Origin of the sequence: Virgisporangium ochraceum (assembly GCF_016863655.1) — a bacterium.
Lineage (GTDB): Bacteria > Actinomycetota > Actinomycetes > Mycobacteriales > Micromonosporaceae > Virgisporangium > Virgisporangium ochraceum.
Genome location: NZ_BOPH01000006.1, coordinates 40,389 through 55,650 on the forward strand (window position 1 = coordinate 40,389; position 15,262 = coordinate 55,650).

Below are 15,262 nucleotides of genomic sequence, written 5' to 3' on the forward strand. Positions count from 1 at the left end.
GCCCCCATACGGTCTTCACATGACGCACTCAGCCCGGGTTCTCACCGCCCACGCCGTCCTCGACCAGCTCATGGCCAGCGTCGGTGTCGACGGTCTCGTCGCCGCCCTGCGCAACCCCGGCCTGCAGGCCGCCGTCGACCAGCACGCCGCCGCCGTCCGCGAGACGCTGCGCGCCTCCGACCGCGCCGTCGACCTGGTGTCGCTGGCCGGGTACGCCCGCTCCGTGCTCGCTCTGCTCAACCGGCACGGCTACACCATCCCCGAGCCCGACGCCATCGACTGGAACACCGCCAACGGGCACGTGCTCCGCCTGGTCGCGATCTGTGCGCTCGCCGAGACCGCCGGCCTCCTCTAGCCCGGTACCCCGCCAGGCTGCCGTGCCCACCGGCGAGAACACCAGCCAGAGCACCGGCAGCCCCAGCCCGACGGCGACGATCCACATCGTCGTCCGGAGCCCCAGAGCGGTGCCCAGCACTCCACCCAGCAGGCCACCCACGGGCATCGGGCCCCACATCACGAACCGCATGGTCGCGTTCATCCGGCCGAGCAGACGGTCGGGGCATATCGTCTGCCGGTAGCTCAACTGCACGATGTTGAAGGCCACGATGAACCCCTGCATCACCATCGTGCCGACCACGAAGAACCCCAACCGCCAGCCGGTACCGGTCAACGGCGGAAGCAGCGCGCACGACGTCGCCACCAGGACGTAACCGATCATGGCGCGGGCCTGCCCGATCCGGCGGGTCAACGGGGCCGACAGAACGGCACCGGCCACCGCGCCGAGGCTGCCGAGCGAGAACAACACACCCATGGTGCCGGCGGTCAACCCGACCGTCCGCACCAGGAACGGCGGCAGCACCGCCTGCTGGGCACCGAGAAACAGCACCGCGGTCATGCCCTGCAGGGCGATCGCCCGCAGCACCGGCTGGCCGAACACAAACCGCAGGCCCTCGGCGATCTCCGCCCGCACTTCGTGGTCTCGAGCCGGCTGTTGCCCTCCACCAGGTGTTCGCGCCCGACCAGGGCCGGCACGTACGACAGGTGTGCCACGTCGAAGAACACCGTCGCCACGCCGTGCCCGACCACCACCAGGTACAGGTGCGGCAGCGTGAGGGAGTCGAGCAGTGCCGCCGCCGGAATCGTCAGCAGCAGCACCGCCCGCACGACGTCGGCCGTGACGAGCACCGGCCGGCGGCGCATCCGGTCACTCCAGGCCCCCGCCGGGAGCCCGATGACCAGAAACGCCGCCGACTGCAGTGCGACGAGCAGGCCGACCTGGAACGTGGTGGCGTGAAGCGTGGTGATCGCCACCAGCGGGATCGCGAGGACCCCGATCTGCGAGCCGAGTTGGCTCAGGGTGTCGCCGGCCCAGAGCCGGCGGAAGTCCCTGTGCTGCCAGAGGCTTTGCTTCAGCGCTTGTCCATCGCGACGAAGCTGCGTTCACCCGCCCCCGTGTAGACCTGCCGCGGGCGGCCGATCTTCGTGTCGGGGTCCTGGATCATCTCGCGCCACTGCGCGATCCACCCGGGCAGCCGGCCCAGGGCGAACAGCACGGTGAACATCTTCGTGGGGAAGCCCATCGCCTTGTAGATGAGCCCGGTGTAGAAGTCGACGTTCGGGTACAGCTTGCGCGATACGAAGAAGTCGTCGGCGAGCGCGATCTCCTCGAGTTTCATCGCCACGTCGAGCAGCGGATCGGGCTCCGGCATGCGGGCGATGACGTCCTGGGCGGCCTTCTTCACGATCGCCGCCCGCGGGTCGTAGTTCTTGTAGACCCGGTGGCCGAATCCCATCAGCCGGACGCCGGCCTCCTTGTTCTTCACCTTGTCGACGAAGGTGTCGACGTTGCCACCGTCGTCGCAGATCTGCTGGAGCATCTCCAGCACCGCCTGGTTCGCCCCGCCGTGGAGCGGACCGAACAGGGCGTTCACCCCGGCGGAGACCGACGCGAACAGGTTGGCCTGGCTCGAGCCGACCAGCCGCACCGTCGACGTGGAGCAGTTCTGCTCGTGGTCGGCGTGCAGCACGAACAGCATGTCGAGCACCTTGGCGATCACCGGGTCGACCTCGTACGGCATGGCCGGCACGCCGAACGTCATGCGCAGGAAGTTCTCGACGTATCCGAGCGAGTTGTCCGGGTACAGGAACGGCTGTCCGATCGACTTCTTGTACGCGTACGACGCGATCGTGGGCACCTTGGCCAGCAGGCGGACGGTGGAGATCTCCACCTGGTCACGGTCGAACGGGTTCAGGCTGTCCTGGTAGAACGTCGACAGCGCGCTCACCGCCGACGACAGCACCGGCATGGGGTGGGCGTCGCTCGGGAAACCGGCGAAGAACCCCTTCATCTCCTCGTGCAGCATCGTGTGCCGCCGCACCTTGTCGCTGAACGCCTCGAGCTCGGCCGCCGTCGGCAGCTCACCGTAGATGAGCAGGTAGGTGACCTCGAGGAACGACGCGTTCTCCGCCAACTGGTCGATCGGGTAGCCCCGGTAGCGCAGGATGCCGGCGTCACCGTCGATGTACGTGATGTCGGACCGGCACGACGCGGTGTTCACAAAGCCCGGGTCATATGTGACCGAACCGGTCTCTTTGAGCAGTTTGGTGATCTCGATACCGGCCGGGCCTTCTTCCGCCTCGTGGACGGAGAGAGCAAGCGTTCCGCCCGGGTGTTCCAGGCTGAAGTCGGTCATGAGAGGCGCTCCGTTCGGATGTAGCTGGCGGGCCTAACGTCCATTGTCACCCGCACGACTGATTGCCACACCGGCAGGCACCATGGGACGGGTGCACTTCCGCCCGATCACCCCCGCGGCCCTGTCCGAGGCGCTCGCCGACGACCTCGCCGCACGCGGTCCCGACGGGTACCTGAGCGTGGCCGTCGACGGACCGCCACCGGCGCGACCGGACCGGCTGGCGACGAGCCTCGTCGATCCGCTCCGGGCCCGCGGCAGGGCCGCTCTGACGGTCGCGACCAGCGGTTTCCTGCGTCCGGCGTCGATCCGGTTCGAGCGCGGACGCACGAACCCGGACTCGTTCTACGAGAACTGGTTCGACCTACCGGCGCTCGCCCGGGAGGTGCTCGGGGAACTGGGGACCACCGGCCGGGTGCTGCCGGACCTGTGGGACCCGGCGACCGACCGGGCCACCCGCAGCCCGTACGTCGACCTGCCGCCGGGCGGGGTGCTGCTGCTCCACGGTCCCCTCCTCCTCGGCACGGGGTTGGCCGTCGACTACACCGTCCACCTGCTCATGACCCCGGCGGCGCTGGAGCGGCGCACGGAGCCCGCCGACCGGTGGACGCTGCCCGCCTACGACCGGTACGCCGACGAGGTGAGCCCGGCCGACTGGGCCGACGTGGTGGTCAGGTCCGACGACCCGGACCATCCCGCGATTTCCATGATCGGGTCAATGCGTTCATGATGTCGCGGTGACGCGTACAACCGCGGTTTACGGGACCCGTCGCCGTGGGCCGCACGCCCTCGTTCTCGTCGCGCTGGCCGTGCTGCTCGTCGGCGTGCTGACCGGCATCGCGCTGGCGTTCCAGGCCATGAACGACGCCGAACCCGTCGGCTCGGCGCGGGCCGCCGCCAGCGCGCCACCCAGCGCCGCACCGGTGTCGAGCCGGCCGGTGCCGAGCAGCGCGCCGCCCAGCAGCGCACCACCGTCGAGCGCTCCCCCGCAGCCGCAGCAGTTCGGCGCGGTACGCAACCAGGCCACGAACCTCTGCCTGGACCTGCAGCCCGACCAACCGGGCGCCGGCGGACTGCTGCTGATGCTCCCGTGCGCGGCGGGCGCCCCGAACCAGCGGTGGCAGCGCACGCCCACCGGGATGATGGTCAACGGCGCCACCGGCCTGTGCCTCACCGTCGCCGGTGCCGCCGCGGAGGACCGCGCCCGGGTGCAGCAGGAGCCCTGCGGCGACGCGCCCCACCAGCACTGGACGATGTTCATGGACGCCGACGGCACGGTGACCTTCGGCGCGCAGCACAGCAGCCGCTGCCTCGACGTGCAGGACAACAACCCGGCACCCGGAACGCCGGTGCAGCAGTACGTCTGCAACGGCACCTCGGCCCAGCGCTGGGTCCTCCAGCCGGCCTGATGTGTCGCCCAGGCGACAGAGTATGCGCAGGTCACGTGGCACGAAGCCGTGATCAGTCGCCGCCGCGGAACCCATAACGTCTTTCGCAACGAGGAACAACGCGGAGGCGGAAATGAGCAAGGCGGTTCGGGTCGGCGCGGTGGCGCTGGGAGGTCTGGTCGCTGTCCTGTCGATGACGGGCTGCGATGTCTCCTTCGGGAACAAGAAGGCCGACGCCCCGTCGGTGCCGACTCCGGTGGCGGCATCCGCCTCGGCGTCGGAGTCGGCCGACGCCGGCAAGAAGGGTGGCCCGACCAAGAGCGCGAGCGCCAGCGCGCCGGGTAGCAAGACCGGCAACGGCAACGGCAACGGCGGCCACAACGGCGGCGGCGCGCAGATCGTCAGCTTCGAGATCGTGCAGCAGCCGCGCTGCGCCAGCGGCACCACGGCCTACGAGACCCCGGCCGTCCCGCTGAAGATCAAGTGGAAGGTCACCGGCGCCACCGGCGTCGCGCTGTCGGTCGACGACCCGCACCGGGTCGGCTCGTACGGCACGTACGGCCCCGAGGAGACGATGGAGTTCACGTTCAGCTGCGGCGGCGCCGTCGGCTCGACCGAGACCCACAAGTACACGATCTACACGACCGGCGGCTCGGGTGAGCCGAAGTCGAAGACCCTCACCGTCTCCACCAAGGTCCTGGAGAAGGGCACCAAGGTCTGAGGTACCGCTGAAGGCACCACGGTTGAGAGCACCACCACATAGAAGTGAGCAGGCCGGTCCCCCGTCAGGGACCGGCCTGCTCCGCTTGTTCGTCGAGCCGGCGGCCGTGCTCGACCAGCCACCGCGCCCGGTCGCCGTGCACCGTGTCGGCGGTGGCCTTGAGCACCCGCTCGACCGACCGCAGTTGCTCCACCAGCTCCTGCTCGGCGCTGCGGCCGGTGCCCGGCAGCTGGCGGCGGCCGGCGTACCAGCGCGGCAGGTTCAGGTACGCCTCGAACGAGGCCGGCAGGTCGGTGCGCACGGCCGAGTCGACGGCCAGCCACGCGTCGGGATGCGCGGCCAGTTCAGCGGGACGCGCGAGCAGCCCGTCGACCAGCACCTCGATGCGGCGCAGCCGCACCAGCACCAGCGTCGGCACCTTCTCCTTGCGCGCCCGGCGGACCAGCCGGTCGAACGCCGCCCTCAGGTCCTGCGGACCGGTGCCGACCAGCCGGACCCGCTGACCGGGCGTCACCACCACACCCAGCAGGTACAGCCCGACCATCACCAGCGGCCAGAACCGACCGGCGACCCCGACGAGGTGCAGCCCGAGCCCGACCAGCGCCAGCGCGCACCCGACGAGGTTCCGGTTCGAGACCAGATATCTACTGATAGCCACGGATCTCCTTGAACACGTCCTGCAGCGACCCGCTGCGACCGTCGAACACCCGCCCGCCGGTCATCCGCGCGACCTCGTCCATCTCCGCGACCACCGACTCGCCGAACAGCACGGGAAAGACCGGGATCGGCGACCCGCCCACCACCGACCGGAAGGCCTCCAGGTCGCGCCCCGTCGTACGGACCCCGTCGGTGAGCAGCACGATCGTGGTGAACCGCGACGGGTCGGCCGCGATCAGCTTCCGCGCCTCGGCGTAGGCGGTCGCCAGTCCCTCGTAGATGGCCGTGTCGCCGCCGACCTTCAGCGCCTCGACCGCGGCGCGGATCCGGGCGAGCTCCGCCTCCGGACCTTCCGCGGGCACGTCGTACCGCTGCACCGCCATCGGCCGGGTGCTGAACGGCACCAGCAGCACCTGCTCGCGGTTGGCGAACCGGGAGAACCGGCCGGAGAGGCTGGTGTCGGCGCCGGTCAGCGCGGTCATCGCGGCCTTCAGCTTCGCGATGCGCTCACCGGCCATCGATCCGGAGAGGTCGAGGACGTACAGCGTGCGGGGCGCCCGCCGGAGGTTGTTCAGGTACGCGGCGATCAGCGCGTCGGCGATGTCGAGCCGCACCGGGAACGGCAGTTCCACGAGGGGACCCACGAACCGGTCGGCCGGTGCCGCGGCGGCCACCACCGGCCGGCGGTTGGTGCGCTCGACGATCCCGCGCTGCACGTCGTCGGTGCGCAGGTAGTCGACGACCCGCTGGTACCGGTCGCGGACCTCGGTGGAAACGCCGGCCAGCAGCGTCAGCGGGTAGTCGGCGGTGACGACGCCGTCGCTCGGGTGCACGAGCGTGATGTCGGCCCCCTTCGCCTTCATCGACAGCAGCACGGACTCGTAGTTGATCAGCCCGGAGACGTCGGTGCGTCGCGTGAACGCGTCGGCCAGCCACCCCGAGGAGCCGGCCGTGAGCGCCTGTCCCTTGAAGAACGCGGCCAGCCGCGGACCCACCTCGCGCACCTGGTCGCCGGTGATCGCCGAACCCGCGTCCGCCAAGGCGGAGGCCGCGGCCACCAGCGCCGAGAACCCCGAGTTGGACGCGGCGGGGTTGGTCATCCCGTACGTGAACCGGCCCGCGGCACCCGCCTCGGCGATCTCCTTCCAGGTCGGGCGGCGCGTGTCCCAGCCCAGCTCGGCCGCCTGCGCCGTACGCACCCCGAGCACCACCGGTGACGCCATCACCTTGGTCTGCGTGGAGGTCCTGCCGACGGCGTCGCCGTGCAGCTCCAGGTACCGGTTCGACGAGAACCAGATCGCGTCGGCCTCCTTGGCCGCGGCTCCCGTGTAGACGCGCTCGACGCCGTCGAGGGTGCCGGTGTAGGTCAGCTCCAGCGACACCCCGGTGGCCCGCTGGATCTCGCCGAGCATCGGTTCGAGGTCCTGCAGCTCACTGCCGGCGAGGACGCGCAGGGTGCCGGCCGGCCCCGCGGCCGCGCGTCCCGGGTCACCCTGCTTCGGAACCTCCGGCTCCGACGTGCACGCGCCGACGGCCAGGACCACGACGGCGGCCAGCGCTACCAGCTTCCTCATCACTTGTACCGCCTCGCGATCTCGTCGAGCATGGCCTCCTGCATCTCGAACGCCGGTGGATCGACGCTGTTGGGCACCGTGTCGGGCGCCTTCTCCCCCACCACGGCGCTGAACGCCGTCGTGCGGAACCCGTGCTTCGCGGCCAGCCGCTGCAGCTCCGGGTCCTCGGTGAGCAACCGGCCCAGCCGGTCGCCGCCGTCGGTGAGCGGCACGAGCGTGTGCTTCGACAGCACCGTCGGCGACGGGTAGATCAGCTCCGAGTCGGGCCGCACGCCGCCCTTGAGCAGGCGGCCCACGTACTGCGCCTCGTAGACCCACACCAGCGGCTTGAAGTTGAGCCCGGTGGCGAGGTAGCTCTCCCACGGGCCCTCGGTGCTCGTCTCCAGGTAGCCCTGCGCCAGGAACAGGCCCACGACCCGTTCCAGTACCCGTGCCAGCTGGGCCTGGTCGCGCACCACGTTCTGGTCGTTGAGGACGTACGAGACGACCGCCGCGAACATCGCCGCCGAGTTGGAGTCGCGCGGATGGGTGGTCGTGATCGCCACCACCTGGCTGGCCGGGTACGCCGTGTTGTTCGGGATCGCGTTCCAGCGCAGCTGGCGCCCGGCCGCCGCGACGAACGCCCGGACGTCCAGCACCCGGTAGGTGCCGTCGCGGCGGACCAGCCCCTGCGCCTCCAGCACGTCGGCGACCGGTGTGAACGTGGCGACCGCCATGGGCGAGTAGAACGGCGACCACGACTTCTGGATGTTCTTCGTACGCTGGATCTTCTCCGCCGACGGCAGGCTCGACGGGAACGCGAAGTCGACCCCGGCGAGGTCCAGTTCGGCGATGCGCCGGGACCCCGCCTGGTCGACCGTCACCGTGAGCCCGTGCTTCGCCAACGCGCGGGCGAACTCGGGGTCGTCGAAGAGCGTGCGCTTCTCCGACCCGATCACGCCGCGGAGCTCGGTGAGCCCGGTGCCCGTGTCGGCCCCGCTCTCCGACTCGCGGCCGAAGTAGATCGCGGCGGCCACTCCACCGAGGAGGGCCACCGCGAGAAGGATGCTCAATGCTCGTCGCACGGCCTCACGGTGGCGCCCCTGCGGGGCGCCCACGGAAGACGTATCGAGAAGCCTCGACGAACTCCGGGTTAACCCCCGGGGTGCGTTAACTTGATCTTGCTAGGGGTCCTCAGAACAGGTCGCCGAGCGTCTTGACGATGTCGACGTAGAAGTTGCCGTCGATGCGCCTGAAGAGCGCGAAGTCGCGGTCGGGGTCGCCGAAGAAGGGACGCAGCGTCCAGGCGAGCTGGGTTCCCACGAAGCCGAACAGCAGGATCCACACGTACAGCAGGCCCATGCTGGCCTGCTTCTCCGGCGGCGCCGGCGAGCCCCACTCCTCCTGGAACATCCTGAGCCCTTCGGCCGGCCGGCCGTTCGGAGCCGGCGGCGCCATCGTCGCGACTGCTCCGGCGGGCACGAGCGCGGTGCCCGGGACGCCGCCGACCGGCACCGGCGGGCCGACGACCGGCATCGGGGCGCCGGCGACCGGTACGGGGGCGCCACCGACCGGCGCGGGCGGCCCGTCGACCGGCACCAGGCCCCCGGTCTCGCCGCCCTTCTCCTCGGCGGGCTTGTCGAGGGCCTTCTCCGCCGACTCGATCGCCTTGCGCTCCGATTCCTGTGCGGCCTCCTGCGCCGCCCGCTCGGCCAGCGCGGCCGCCTTCGCCGCCTCGGCCCGAGCCTTGTCGCGTGCCTCGTTGTGGCTGTTCAGCGACGCCATGCCCGCGGTGAGGAAGCGCAGGCCCACGATCGCCGCGAGCGTGAGGATCGCGACGTTCAGCAGCTTGTAGAACGAGTACTCGTTCGCCGTGATCAGGAAGAACAGGCTGATCGGCGCGAACGCGAACGCCAACATCGACATGACCGTGATCGCGACCATCACCAGCGCGAGCGCCTGCTTCACCTGCAGCCGGGCCCCGAAGACGAGGTTGAACAGGTAGAGCGTCGGCAGGCAGATCGCCAGCGTCACGAGGAACAGCAGCGGCAGCTTGATCGCGGAGATCGGCGCCTGCAGCAGCGCGGTGTCGCTGAACGAGCCGAGCACCGCCCCGTAGCAGGCGAGCGCGAGCGCGGAGCTGACGAGCATGTCGCGGATCAGCCGGCCGAGGTCACGCTCCTCGCCGATCTGGCGCCAGATGCTGTCACGGTCGCGGAGGATCCGTTCGATCACGAGCAGGCCCGAGGCCATGGGCACTCCCGGTCGGTAGGTGGCGAGGGTCACACATTAAACGCCGTGGCGACCCCGGAAAGTTCGCAGCTGTGCTCTTTGCGCCCGCCTTCGCGGGCGCGGGCTCCGGGCCCGTTGGGGCGCCGCCTTCCCTCGTCGCTCGGTCGCTTCGCTCCCTCGCTCCTCAGTCCAGGCGCCGCCGGCCCGGAGCCTACCTATGACCGACGTCGATCCGCGCGCCGCTCTCCTCGAAGAAGTGGAGGGCGTCGGTCCGCACGGCGACCGCGAGCGGGTGACCCGCGTTGACGCCCGGATACGGAGCCAGCCGCACGACCAGCTCGGCGGGCTTGCGGCTGTGCCGGCCCCCGCTGCCGGAACCGTCGAAGACGCTGCTGTCGCCGTTGTCGCGGTGTCCGTCGGGCATGGCGGGCGACCCGACCAGGCGGTCGATGAACCGCCGCAGCCCCCGCGTGGCCGGCGCCTTGCCGTTGGTCGGCGTCGACATCTCGTCGACCACCACGGCCGTCGCACCGACGTCGACGAACGCGAGCGACTCGTGCCCGTGGTGCTCCATGTGCCGGATCCGCCCGCGCAGCACGTCGCCGGGCGAGTCCATCGGTACCGGAAGCAGCGCCTCCGGCCGCACACCGACCACGATGCGCTCGCCGTGGTACCGCGCGACCGCCCGGGCCCGCAGGTCCTTCCACGGGATGTGCAGCTCCTGGTCGCCCAGCCGCAGCGCGACGTAGCGGTCGAGCACGACCTTGACGGTGGCCTCCATGAGGCTCATCCGCGGACTGCCGAGGAACGCCGCGACGTACAGGGTCGCCGGGCGCCCGTACACCTCGGTCGGGGTGCCGACGTCCTGGAGCACGCCGCGGCGCATGATCGCGACCCGGTCGGCCATCGTCAGGGCCTCGGCCTGGTCGTGCGTCACGTACACGCAGGTGACCCCGAGCTCGCGCACCAGCCCGGAGATCTCCGCCCGCAGCTCGCCACGGAGCTGGCTGTCGAGGTTCGACAGCGGCTCGTCCATGAGGAACAGGCGCGGCCGCCGCACGATCGCCCGGCCCATCGCCACCCGCTGCCGCTGGCCGCCGGACAGCTGACCGGGCCGCCGGGCCAGGACGTCGCCGATGCCGAGGGCGCCCGCGACCTCGGACACCTGGTCCTGCCGGTCGGTCTGGCCCGACACCTTGAGCGGGAAGCCGATGTTGTCGCCGACCGTCATATGGGGATACAGCGCGAAGTCCTGGAAGACCATCGCCACCCCCCGCTCGCGCGGGGTCAGCGTCGCCGCCGGCTCCCCGTCGAGCAGGACCTCGCCGCTGCTCGGATCCTCAAGGCCCGCAATCATGCGCAAAATGGTGGATTTACCGCAGCCGGATGGGCCGAGTAGCACCAGGAACTCGCCGTCGCCGATATCCAGGTTCACCCCGTCGACTGCGACAGTGCCGTCAGGAAAGACCTTGGACACGTCGCGCAGCCCGACCGTAGACACGTCGCCTCCGCATGTGTATCCGCTGCGATCTGTGACTGTGACGAACCCCACGGACCATGAGCCATCGGGTAAACGGCCCATGTACCGCGTGTGATCAGTGCACTACACGGCAGCGGGACCGCAGCACCGCGCCCCGGCCAAGGGGTGAGCCGGGGCGCGGAAGCTACGAATGGGAACTACGGCGCCTTGTAGGCGATGGTGATCACCTGGTAGCCGAGCGACCGCAGCAGCCCTTCCAACATCTTCTTCGTGTTCTCCTTGGCGCGCTCGCCCATCGTGCTGGCCTTCGCCGCCTCGCTGATCCGCTCCTCGGCCAGCTTGTAGACCTCGGCCATCCGGTTCGGGTCGTTCGAGAACGCGTCCTTGATCCGGTTCAGGAGGCCCCGCTGCTGCGAGAACACCCGCGAGTTCTCCGGGTCGAGGTTCGGCTTGCCCAGCTGCGGCTCGGGCAGCGTCACCTCGACCGTACGCCGGTCCTCCGACGCCTTGATCGCGCCCTCACCGATGTTGCTGAAGTCGACGTACGCCTCGACGGTGCCCGCCGCGACGAACAGCACCCGGTCGTTGACCAGGAAGTCCGGGACGTACTTCTGGTTCTCCTGCACGTCGATGATGACCTGGAAGTTGCCCTCGGCCGCGACGTAGCGGCTGAGGTCCTGGATCGAGTTGAGCAGCGGCGGCTGGCTGCGGTCCTCCCGCTGCGTGGCGAACGGGTTCTTGAACTCCGGCAACCACCCGACCGACTGGGCACCGACGATCATGGCCATGACCAGCCCGATCGACGCGATCACCCAGAACAGGCCGCGGAGGAAACGGTTGGAGCTGACACTCGTCGCGGGAGCCGGTTCCGACCGGTCCGGAATCCGCTCGGTCTGCCGCTCGCTGACCTCGGGATACTCGGCGGTCGGCGGGTCGCGCCTGACCTCGGCTTCAGTACTCTCGGCCATCCTGTCACCACCCTCGTGTGACTCCATTGTTCCCACGAGGCGTCAACGGCGAAACGCCCCCGGGGAATCCCCGGGGGCGTCACGGTTCAGCGGCGGTTACGGGCGGCCCAGCGCCCGGTACTCCCAGCCGGCCGCGCGCCAGCTCACCGGGTCGAGGGCGTGCCGGCCGTCGACGATGCGCTTCTGGTTGACGATCTCGCCCATCGCGGCCGGGTCGAGCTCGCGGAACTCGGCCCACTCGGTGAGCAGCACCACGACGTCGGCGTCGCGCGCCACGTCGATGGCGCTCTCGCCGTAGGACAGCTGCGGGTACGCCTTGCGGGCGTTGTCCATCGCGGCCGGGTCGAACACGTGCACCACCGCGCCCGCCTTCTGCAGCGTGGTGGCCACGTCGAGGGCCGGCGCGTCACGGATGTCGTCGGAGTTCGGCTTGAACGACGCGCCCAGCGCGGCCACGCGGACCCCGTTCAGGTCGCCACCGGCGAGCTCGCGCACCAGGTCGACGGTGCGGGCCCGGCGGCGGCGGTTGATGCCGTCGACCTCGCGCAGGAACGCCACGGCCTGCCCGACGCCCAGCTCACCGGCCCGGTGCGTGAACGCCCGGATGTCCTTCGGCAGGCAGCCGCCGCCGAAGCCGAGGCCCGGCTTCAGGAACTTGCCGCCGATGCGGTCGTCGTAGGCCAGCGCCTCGGCCAGGTCGTGCACATCGGCACCGGTGGCCTCACAGACCTCGGCCATCGCGTTGATGTAGGAGATCTTGGTGGCGAGGAACGAGTTCGCCGCGACCTTCACCAGCTCCGCGGTCTGCAGGTCGGTGACCTTCACCGGCGTGCCGCCGCCGATCACCGGCGCGAACGCGGCCCGCAGCTGCTGCTCGGCCCACTCCGACTGCACACCGAACACGAGCCGGTCGGGGTGCATCGTGTCGTCGACGGCGAAGCCCTCGCGCAGGAACTCGGGGTTCCAGGCCAGCTCCACCTCGTCGCCGGCCGGAGCGAGCTCCTTGACCAGCGCGGTGAGGCGCGCCGCGGTGCCCACCGGCACGGTCGACTTGCCCACCACGAGCGTCTTGCGGGTCAGGTGCTTCGCCAGCGTCGAGAACGCCGCGTCGACGTACGTCATGTCGGCCGCGTCGGACCCGGCCTGCTGCGGGGTGCCGACACACACGAAGTGCACGTCACCGAACTCGGCCGCCTCCTCGTAGGAGGTCGTGAACCGCAGCCGGCCCGACTCCAGTGCCTTGACCAGAAGCTCCGGCAGCCCTGGCTCGAAGAAGGGGACCTCGCCCGACGTGAGACTGGCCACCTTCCGCTCATCGATCTCGACACCGAGCACCTCGAAGCCCAGCGCGGCCATGCAGACCGCGTGGGTGGCTCCGAGGTAACCGGTGCCGATGACGGTGAGACGAGGGTTCTGCATCGATACCTCCAGTACTGCTGGGTCAGCCGCAGGGCACATTACTCGATCCCTTCGCGGCGCCTGTCACCTTGTTGTCGCATGTGGCCCGGTTGTCCGGACGGACACGCCACCCTCGGTCCGATCACAGGACCGCTGTCGCTCCGAACGTCGGCCCCGCGTGGTTCGGGCGGCCGATGCCCAGCGAATGATAGATCGCTTCGGGAGTCGATCAGGACGATGCGGGTTCGCGGGGCAGCACGAGCACCCGGGCATGGATCGAGGTGCGTTGCTGGAGCGCCCAGCGCAACGCGCGGTGCAGGCCGTCTTCCAGGTACATCGCGCCCTGCCACTCGACCACGTGCGGGAACAGGTCGCCGTAGAACGTCGAGTCCTCGGCGAGCAGCCGGTCGAGAGCAAGCTCACGCTTGGTGGTGATGAGCTGGTCGAGGCGCACCTGGCGGGGCGGGATCTGGGACCAGTCCTTGATCGTCGTTCCGTGATCCGGGTAGGGCCGGCCATCCCGGACAGCTTTGAAGATCAAGTTCCGGCACCTCCCTCTCGTGGACCAGCAGGCACTGTTACACAGGCGCGGTGATCAGCGTACCGACCGCGCCCGACATTTGACCGATTCGCAACGGTCAGTACGCCGTACCCCACCGTCCGCGATGGACGACCTCGTCCACCGGCTTCCGACCCCGGGCCAACGACGGCGACCGGCGGTCGGGCGCCGGGTACCCGATGGTGATCGCGCCGATCGGTGTGAACTCCGCCGGGACGCCGAACGCGCCGCGGTACGACCCGAACCGGTCGGGCGGGATGCCGAAGAAGCATGCCCCGAGCTCGGCGTCGACCACGCCGAGCAGGATGAGGAGACTGGCGAACCCGGCGTCGATGTCCCAGTACGGCACCGGCCAGCGGGCCTCGTCTCGGTCGGTCCAGCCCTTGTCCTTCTCCGCGTACCGGGACAGGTACGTGTCGCGGTTGGAGTGCGGCACCACGATCAGCGGCGCCCGGCGCATGCCGTCGATCCACGAGGTGGTGTCCTCCGGCGACGTGGCCGCCCAGAACCGCTCCCGGTCGGCCGGGGTGTCGAGGACCAGGAACCCCCAGCCCTGCGAGAACCCGGCCGACGGCGCGCGGATCGCGTAGTCGAGCAGGCGGTCGACGACCTCCGACGGCACCGGCCGGTCGGGGTCGTAGTCGCGGACCATCCGGCGGCGCCTGATGACGCGGTCGAGCTCCATCAGAGGGGTGTGACTCCCCACACCCCGCGCCAGGTCTCGCCCGGCTGGAGGGTGATGACGTCCTTGCCCGAGCGCAGGGCGTCGGGCGGACAGGTCATCGGCTCGACCGCGATCGACCGGCGGTGCCGCTCGCCGTGCAGCGTGTCGCCGGTGAACACCTGCCACCAGTGGAAGGCGTCGTCGGCCCAGACCGCGACGCCCCTGCCGTCGGGACCGCGCAACGTGACCACGCTGCGGCCGTTCTCGCTGTCGGTGAGCTCACCGAACGCGGTGTCGAGGACGGCCGGGCCGACCCGCCGGCCGGTGGTGAAGTCGTACTCGGTGCCGGCGACCTTCGCCGTGCCGATCGGAAGCAGCCGGCCGTCGACCAGCACACGGCTCTGGCACGGCAGCTCGAGCACGATGTCGTCGACAGCCACGCCCGGCACCTGCAGGTACGGGTGGGTCGCCAGCCCGAACGGCACCGGCTTCACACCCGTGTTGGTGGCCTCGTGGGTGGCTGTGAGCCCCTCGGAACCCACCTGCCACGTGGTGCGCAGCAGCAGCGGCCACGGGTACCCGGGCTGCGGCACCAGCTCGTGCTCCAGGGTCACCGAGTCGGGCGCGACCGCGGTGGCCGTCCAGCGGACCCAGTTCACCAGCCCGTGAATCGCGGTGTGCCGGGCCACCTCGGTGATCGGCAGCTGCAGGTTCGCCTCGTCGAACGTGTACCGGCCGTCGCGGATGCGGTTCGGCCACGGCGCCATCACCTTGCCCGCGGAACCGGGACACAGCTCACCGGGCTCGTACCCGTCGACGAGGTCGTCCGTGCCGTGCCGGTAGGCCCGCAGCCCACCGCCCACCTCGACCACGACGGCCTCATGGCCGTCGGACGAGATCACCCACTCGGTGCCGGACAGTGACGGGACGGTTTCAGCAGCGGCGTCCATGA

General features: G+C 70.4%; 16 protein-coding genes and 1 pseudogene. 4 read left to right on the plus strand and 13 right to left on the minus strand.

The features are described from left to right. Positions 1-70 precede the first annotated feature (70 nt). Complete coding sequence (locus Voc01_RS52740; protein ID WP_239159887.1) at positions 71-355, plus strand: DUF6401 family natural product biosynthesis protein; 285 nt, start codon at positions 71-73, stop codon at positions 353-355. A 42-nt stretch (positions 356-397) separates the two neighbouring features. On the opposite strand, the pseudogene Voc01_RS52745 reads toward Voc01_RS52740, so the two are convergent. The 3 genes and pseudogenes from Voc01_RS52745 to Voc01_RS02450 form a co-directional block, all read right to left on the minus strand. After that, positions 398-970 (minus strand): annotated as a pseudogene (locus Voc01_RS52745) (MFS transporter); the annotation flags it as partial. After that, complete coding sequence (locus tag Voc01_RS02445; protein ID WP_203925608.1) at positions 892-1,413, minus strand: MFS transporter; 522 nt, start codon at positions 1,411-1,413, stop codon at positions 892-894. The pseudogene Voc01_RS52745 and the gene Voc01_RS02445, both read right to left, overlap by 79 nt. Next, positions 1,410-2,693 (minus strand): citrate synthase, encoded by a 1,284-nt coding sequence (locus Voc01_RS02450; protein ID WP_203925575.1) that lies wholly within the window; start codon positions 2,691-2,693, stop codon positions 1,410-1,412. The genes Voc01_RS02445 and Voc01_RS02450 overlap by 4 nt, the downstream gene beginning before the upstream one ends. Before the next feature lie 82 nt (positions 2,694-2,775). Here Voc01_RS02450 and Voc01_RS02455 point away from each other — a divergent pair, with 82 nt between their 5' ends. From Voc01_RS02455 to Voc01_RS02465, 3 genes are all read left to right on the plus strand, one after another. Next, positions 2,776-3,420 (plus strand): nucleoside/nucleotide kinase family protein, encoded by a 645-nt coding sequence (locus Voc01_RS02455; RefSeq protein WP_373873777.1) that lies wholly within the window; start codon positions 2,776-2,778, stop codon positions 3,418-3,420. A 7-nt stretch (positions 3,421-3,427) separates the two neighbouring features. Then, positions 3,428-4,099 (plus strand): RICIN domain-containing protein, encoded by a 672-nt coding sequence (locus Voc01_RS02460; RefSeq protein ID WP_203925577.1) that lies wholly within the window; start codon positions 3,428-3,430, stop codon positions 4,097-4,099. A gap of 112 nt (positions 4,100-4,211) precedes the next feature. Continuing rightward, entirely contained in the window at positions 4,212-4,799 is a 588-nt protein-coding gene (locus tag Voc01_RS02465; RefSeq protein WP_203925578.1) for a hypothetical protein, read from the plus strand. A 64-nt stretch (positions 4,800-4,863) separates the two neighbouring features. Here Voc01_RS02465 and Voc01_RS02470 read toward each other — a convergent pair whose 3' ends face one another. From Voc01_RS02470 to Voc01_RS02515, 10 genes are all read right to left on the minus strand, one after another. Continuing rightward, positions 4,864-5,457: a hypothetical protein gene (locus Voc01_RS02470; protein WP_203925579.1), complete on the minus strand. Its 594-nt coding sequence runs from the start codon at positions 5,455-5,457 to the stop codon at positions 4,864-4,866. Beyond that, a complete protein-coding gene (locus Voc01_RS02475) occupies positions 5,444-7,030 on the minus strand; it encodes a VWA domain-containing protein (RefSeq protein WP_203925580.1) in 1,587 nt (528 codons plus the stop codon). Before Voc01_RS02475 ends, Voc01_RS02470 begins: the two co-directional genes overlap by 14 nt. Next, positions 7,030-8,094, minus strand: coding sequence for a hypothetical protein (locus tag Voc01_RS02480; RefSeq protein WP_203925581.1), 1,065 nt, complete (start codon positions 8,092-8,094; stop codon positions 7,030-7,032). Before Voc01_RS02480 ends, Voc01_RS02475 begins: the two co-directional genes overlap by 1 nt. A 109-nt stretch (positions 8,095-8,203) precedes the next feature. Further along, a complete protein-coding gene (locus tag Voc01_RS02485) occupies positions 8,204-9,262 on the minus strand; it encodes a hypothetical protein (protein WP_239159884.1) in 1,059 nt (352 codons plus the stop codon). Positions 9,263-9,452: 190 nt separating this feature from the next. Then, positions 9,453-10,742 carry an ABC transporter ATP-binding protein gene (locus Voc01_RS02490; protein ID WP_203925583.1) on the minus strand — a complete coding sequence of 430 codons (1,290 nt, stop codon included), beginning with the start codon at positions 10,740-10,742 and terminating at the stop codon, positions 9,453-9,455. 176 nt (positions 10,743-10,918) lie between these two features. Then, positions 10,919-11,689: a DUF4230 domain-containing protein gene (locus tag Voc01_RS02495; protein WP_203925584.1), complete on the minus strand. Its 771-nt coding sequence runs from the start codon at positions 11,687-11,689 to the stop codon at positions 10,919-10,921. Positions 11,690-11,785: 96 nt separating this feature from the next. Continuing rightward, on the minus strand, positions 11,786-13,108 hold the full coding sequence (locus Voc01_RS02500) for a UDP-glucose dehydrogenase family protein (RefSeq protein WP_203925585.1): 1,323 nt from the start codon (positions 13,106-13,108) through the stop codon (positions 11,786-11,788). A gap of 208 nt (positions 13,109-13,316) precedes the next feature. Next, positions 13,317-13,628: a type II toxin-antitoxin system VapB family antitoxin gene (locus tag Voc01_RS02505; protein ID WP_203925586.1), complete on the minus strand. Its 312-nt coding sequence runs from the start codon at positions 13,626-13,628 to the stop codon at positions 13,317-13,319. A 97-nt stretch (positions 13,629-13,725) separates the two neighbouring features. Continuing rightward, positions 13,726-14,331, minus strand: a complete 606-nt coding sequence (locus Voc01_RS02510; protein ID WP_203925587.1) for a nitroreductase family protein — start codon at positions 14,329-14,331, stop codon at positions 13,726-13,728. After that, the gene (locus Voc01_RS02515; protein ID WP_203925588.1) at positions 14,331-15,260 is read right to left on the minus strand and encodes an aldose 1-epimerase family protein; all 930 of its coding nucleotides are present in this window, start codon (positions 15,258-15,260) and stop codon (positions 14,331-14,333) included. The genes Voc01_RS02510 and Voc01_RS02515 overlap by 1 nt, the downstream gene beginning before the upstream one ends. Positions 15,261-15,262 lie beyond the last annotated feature (2 nt).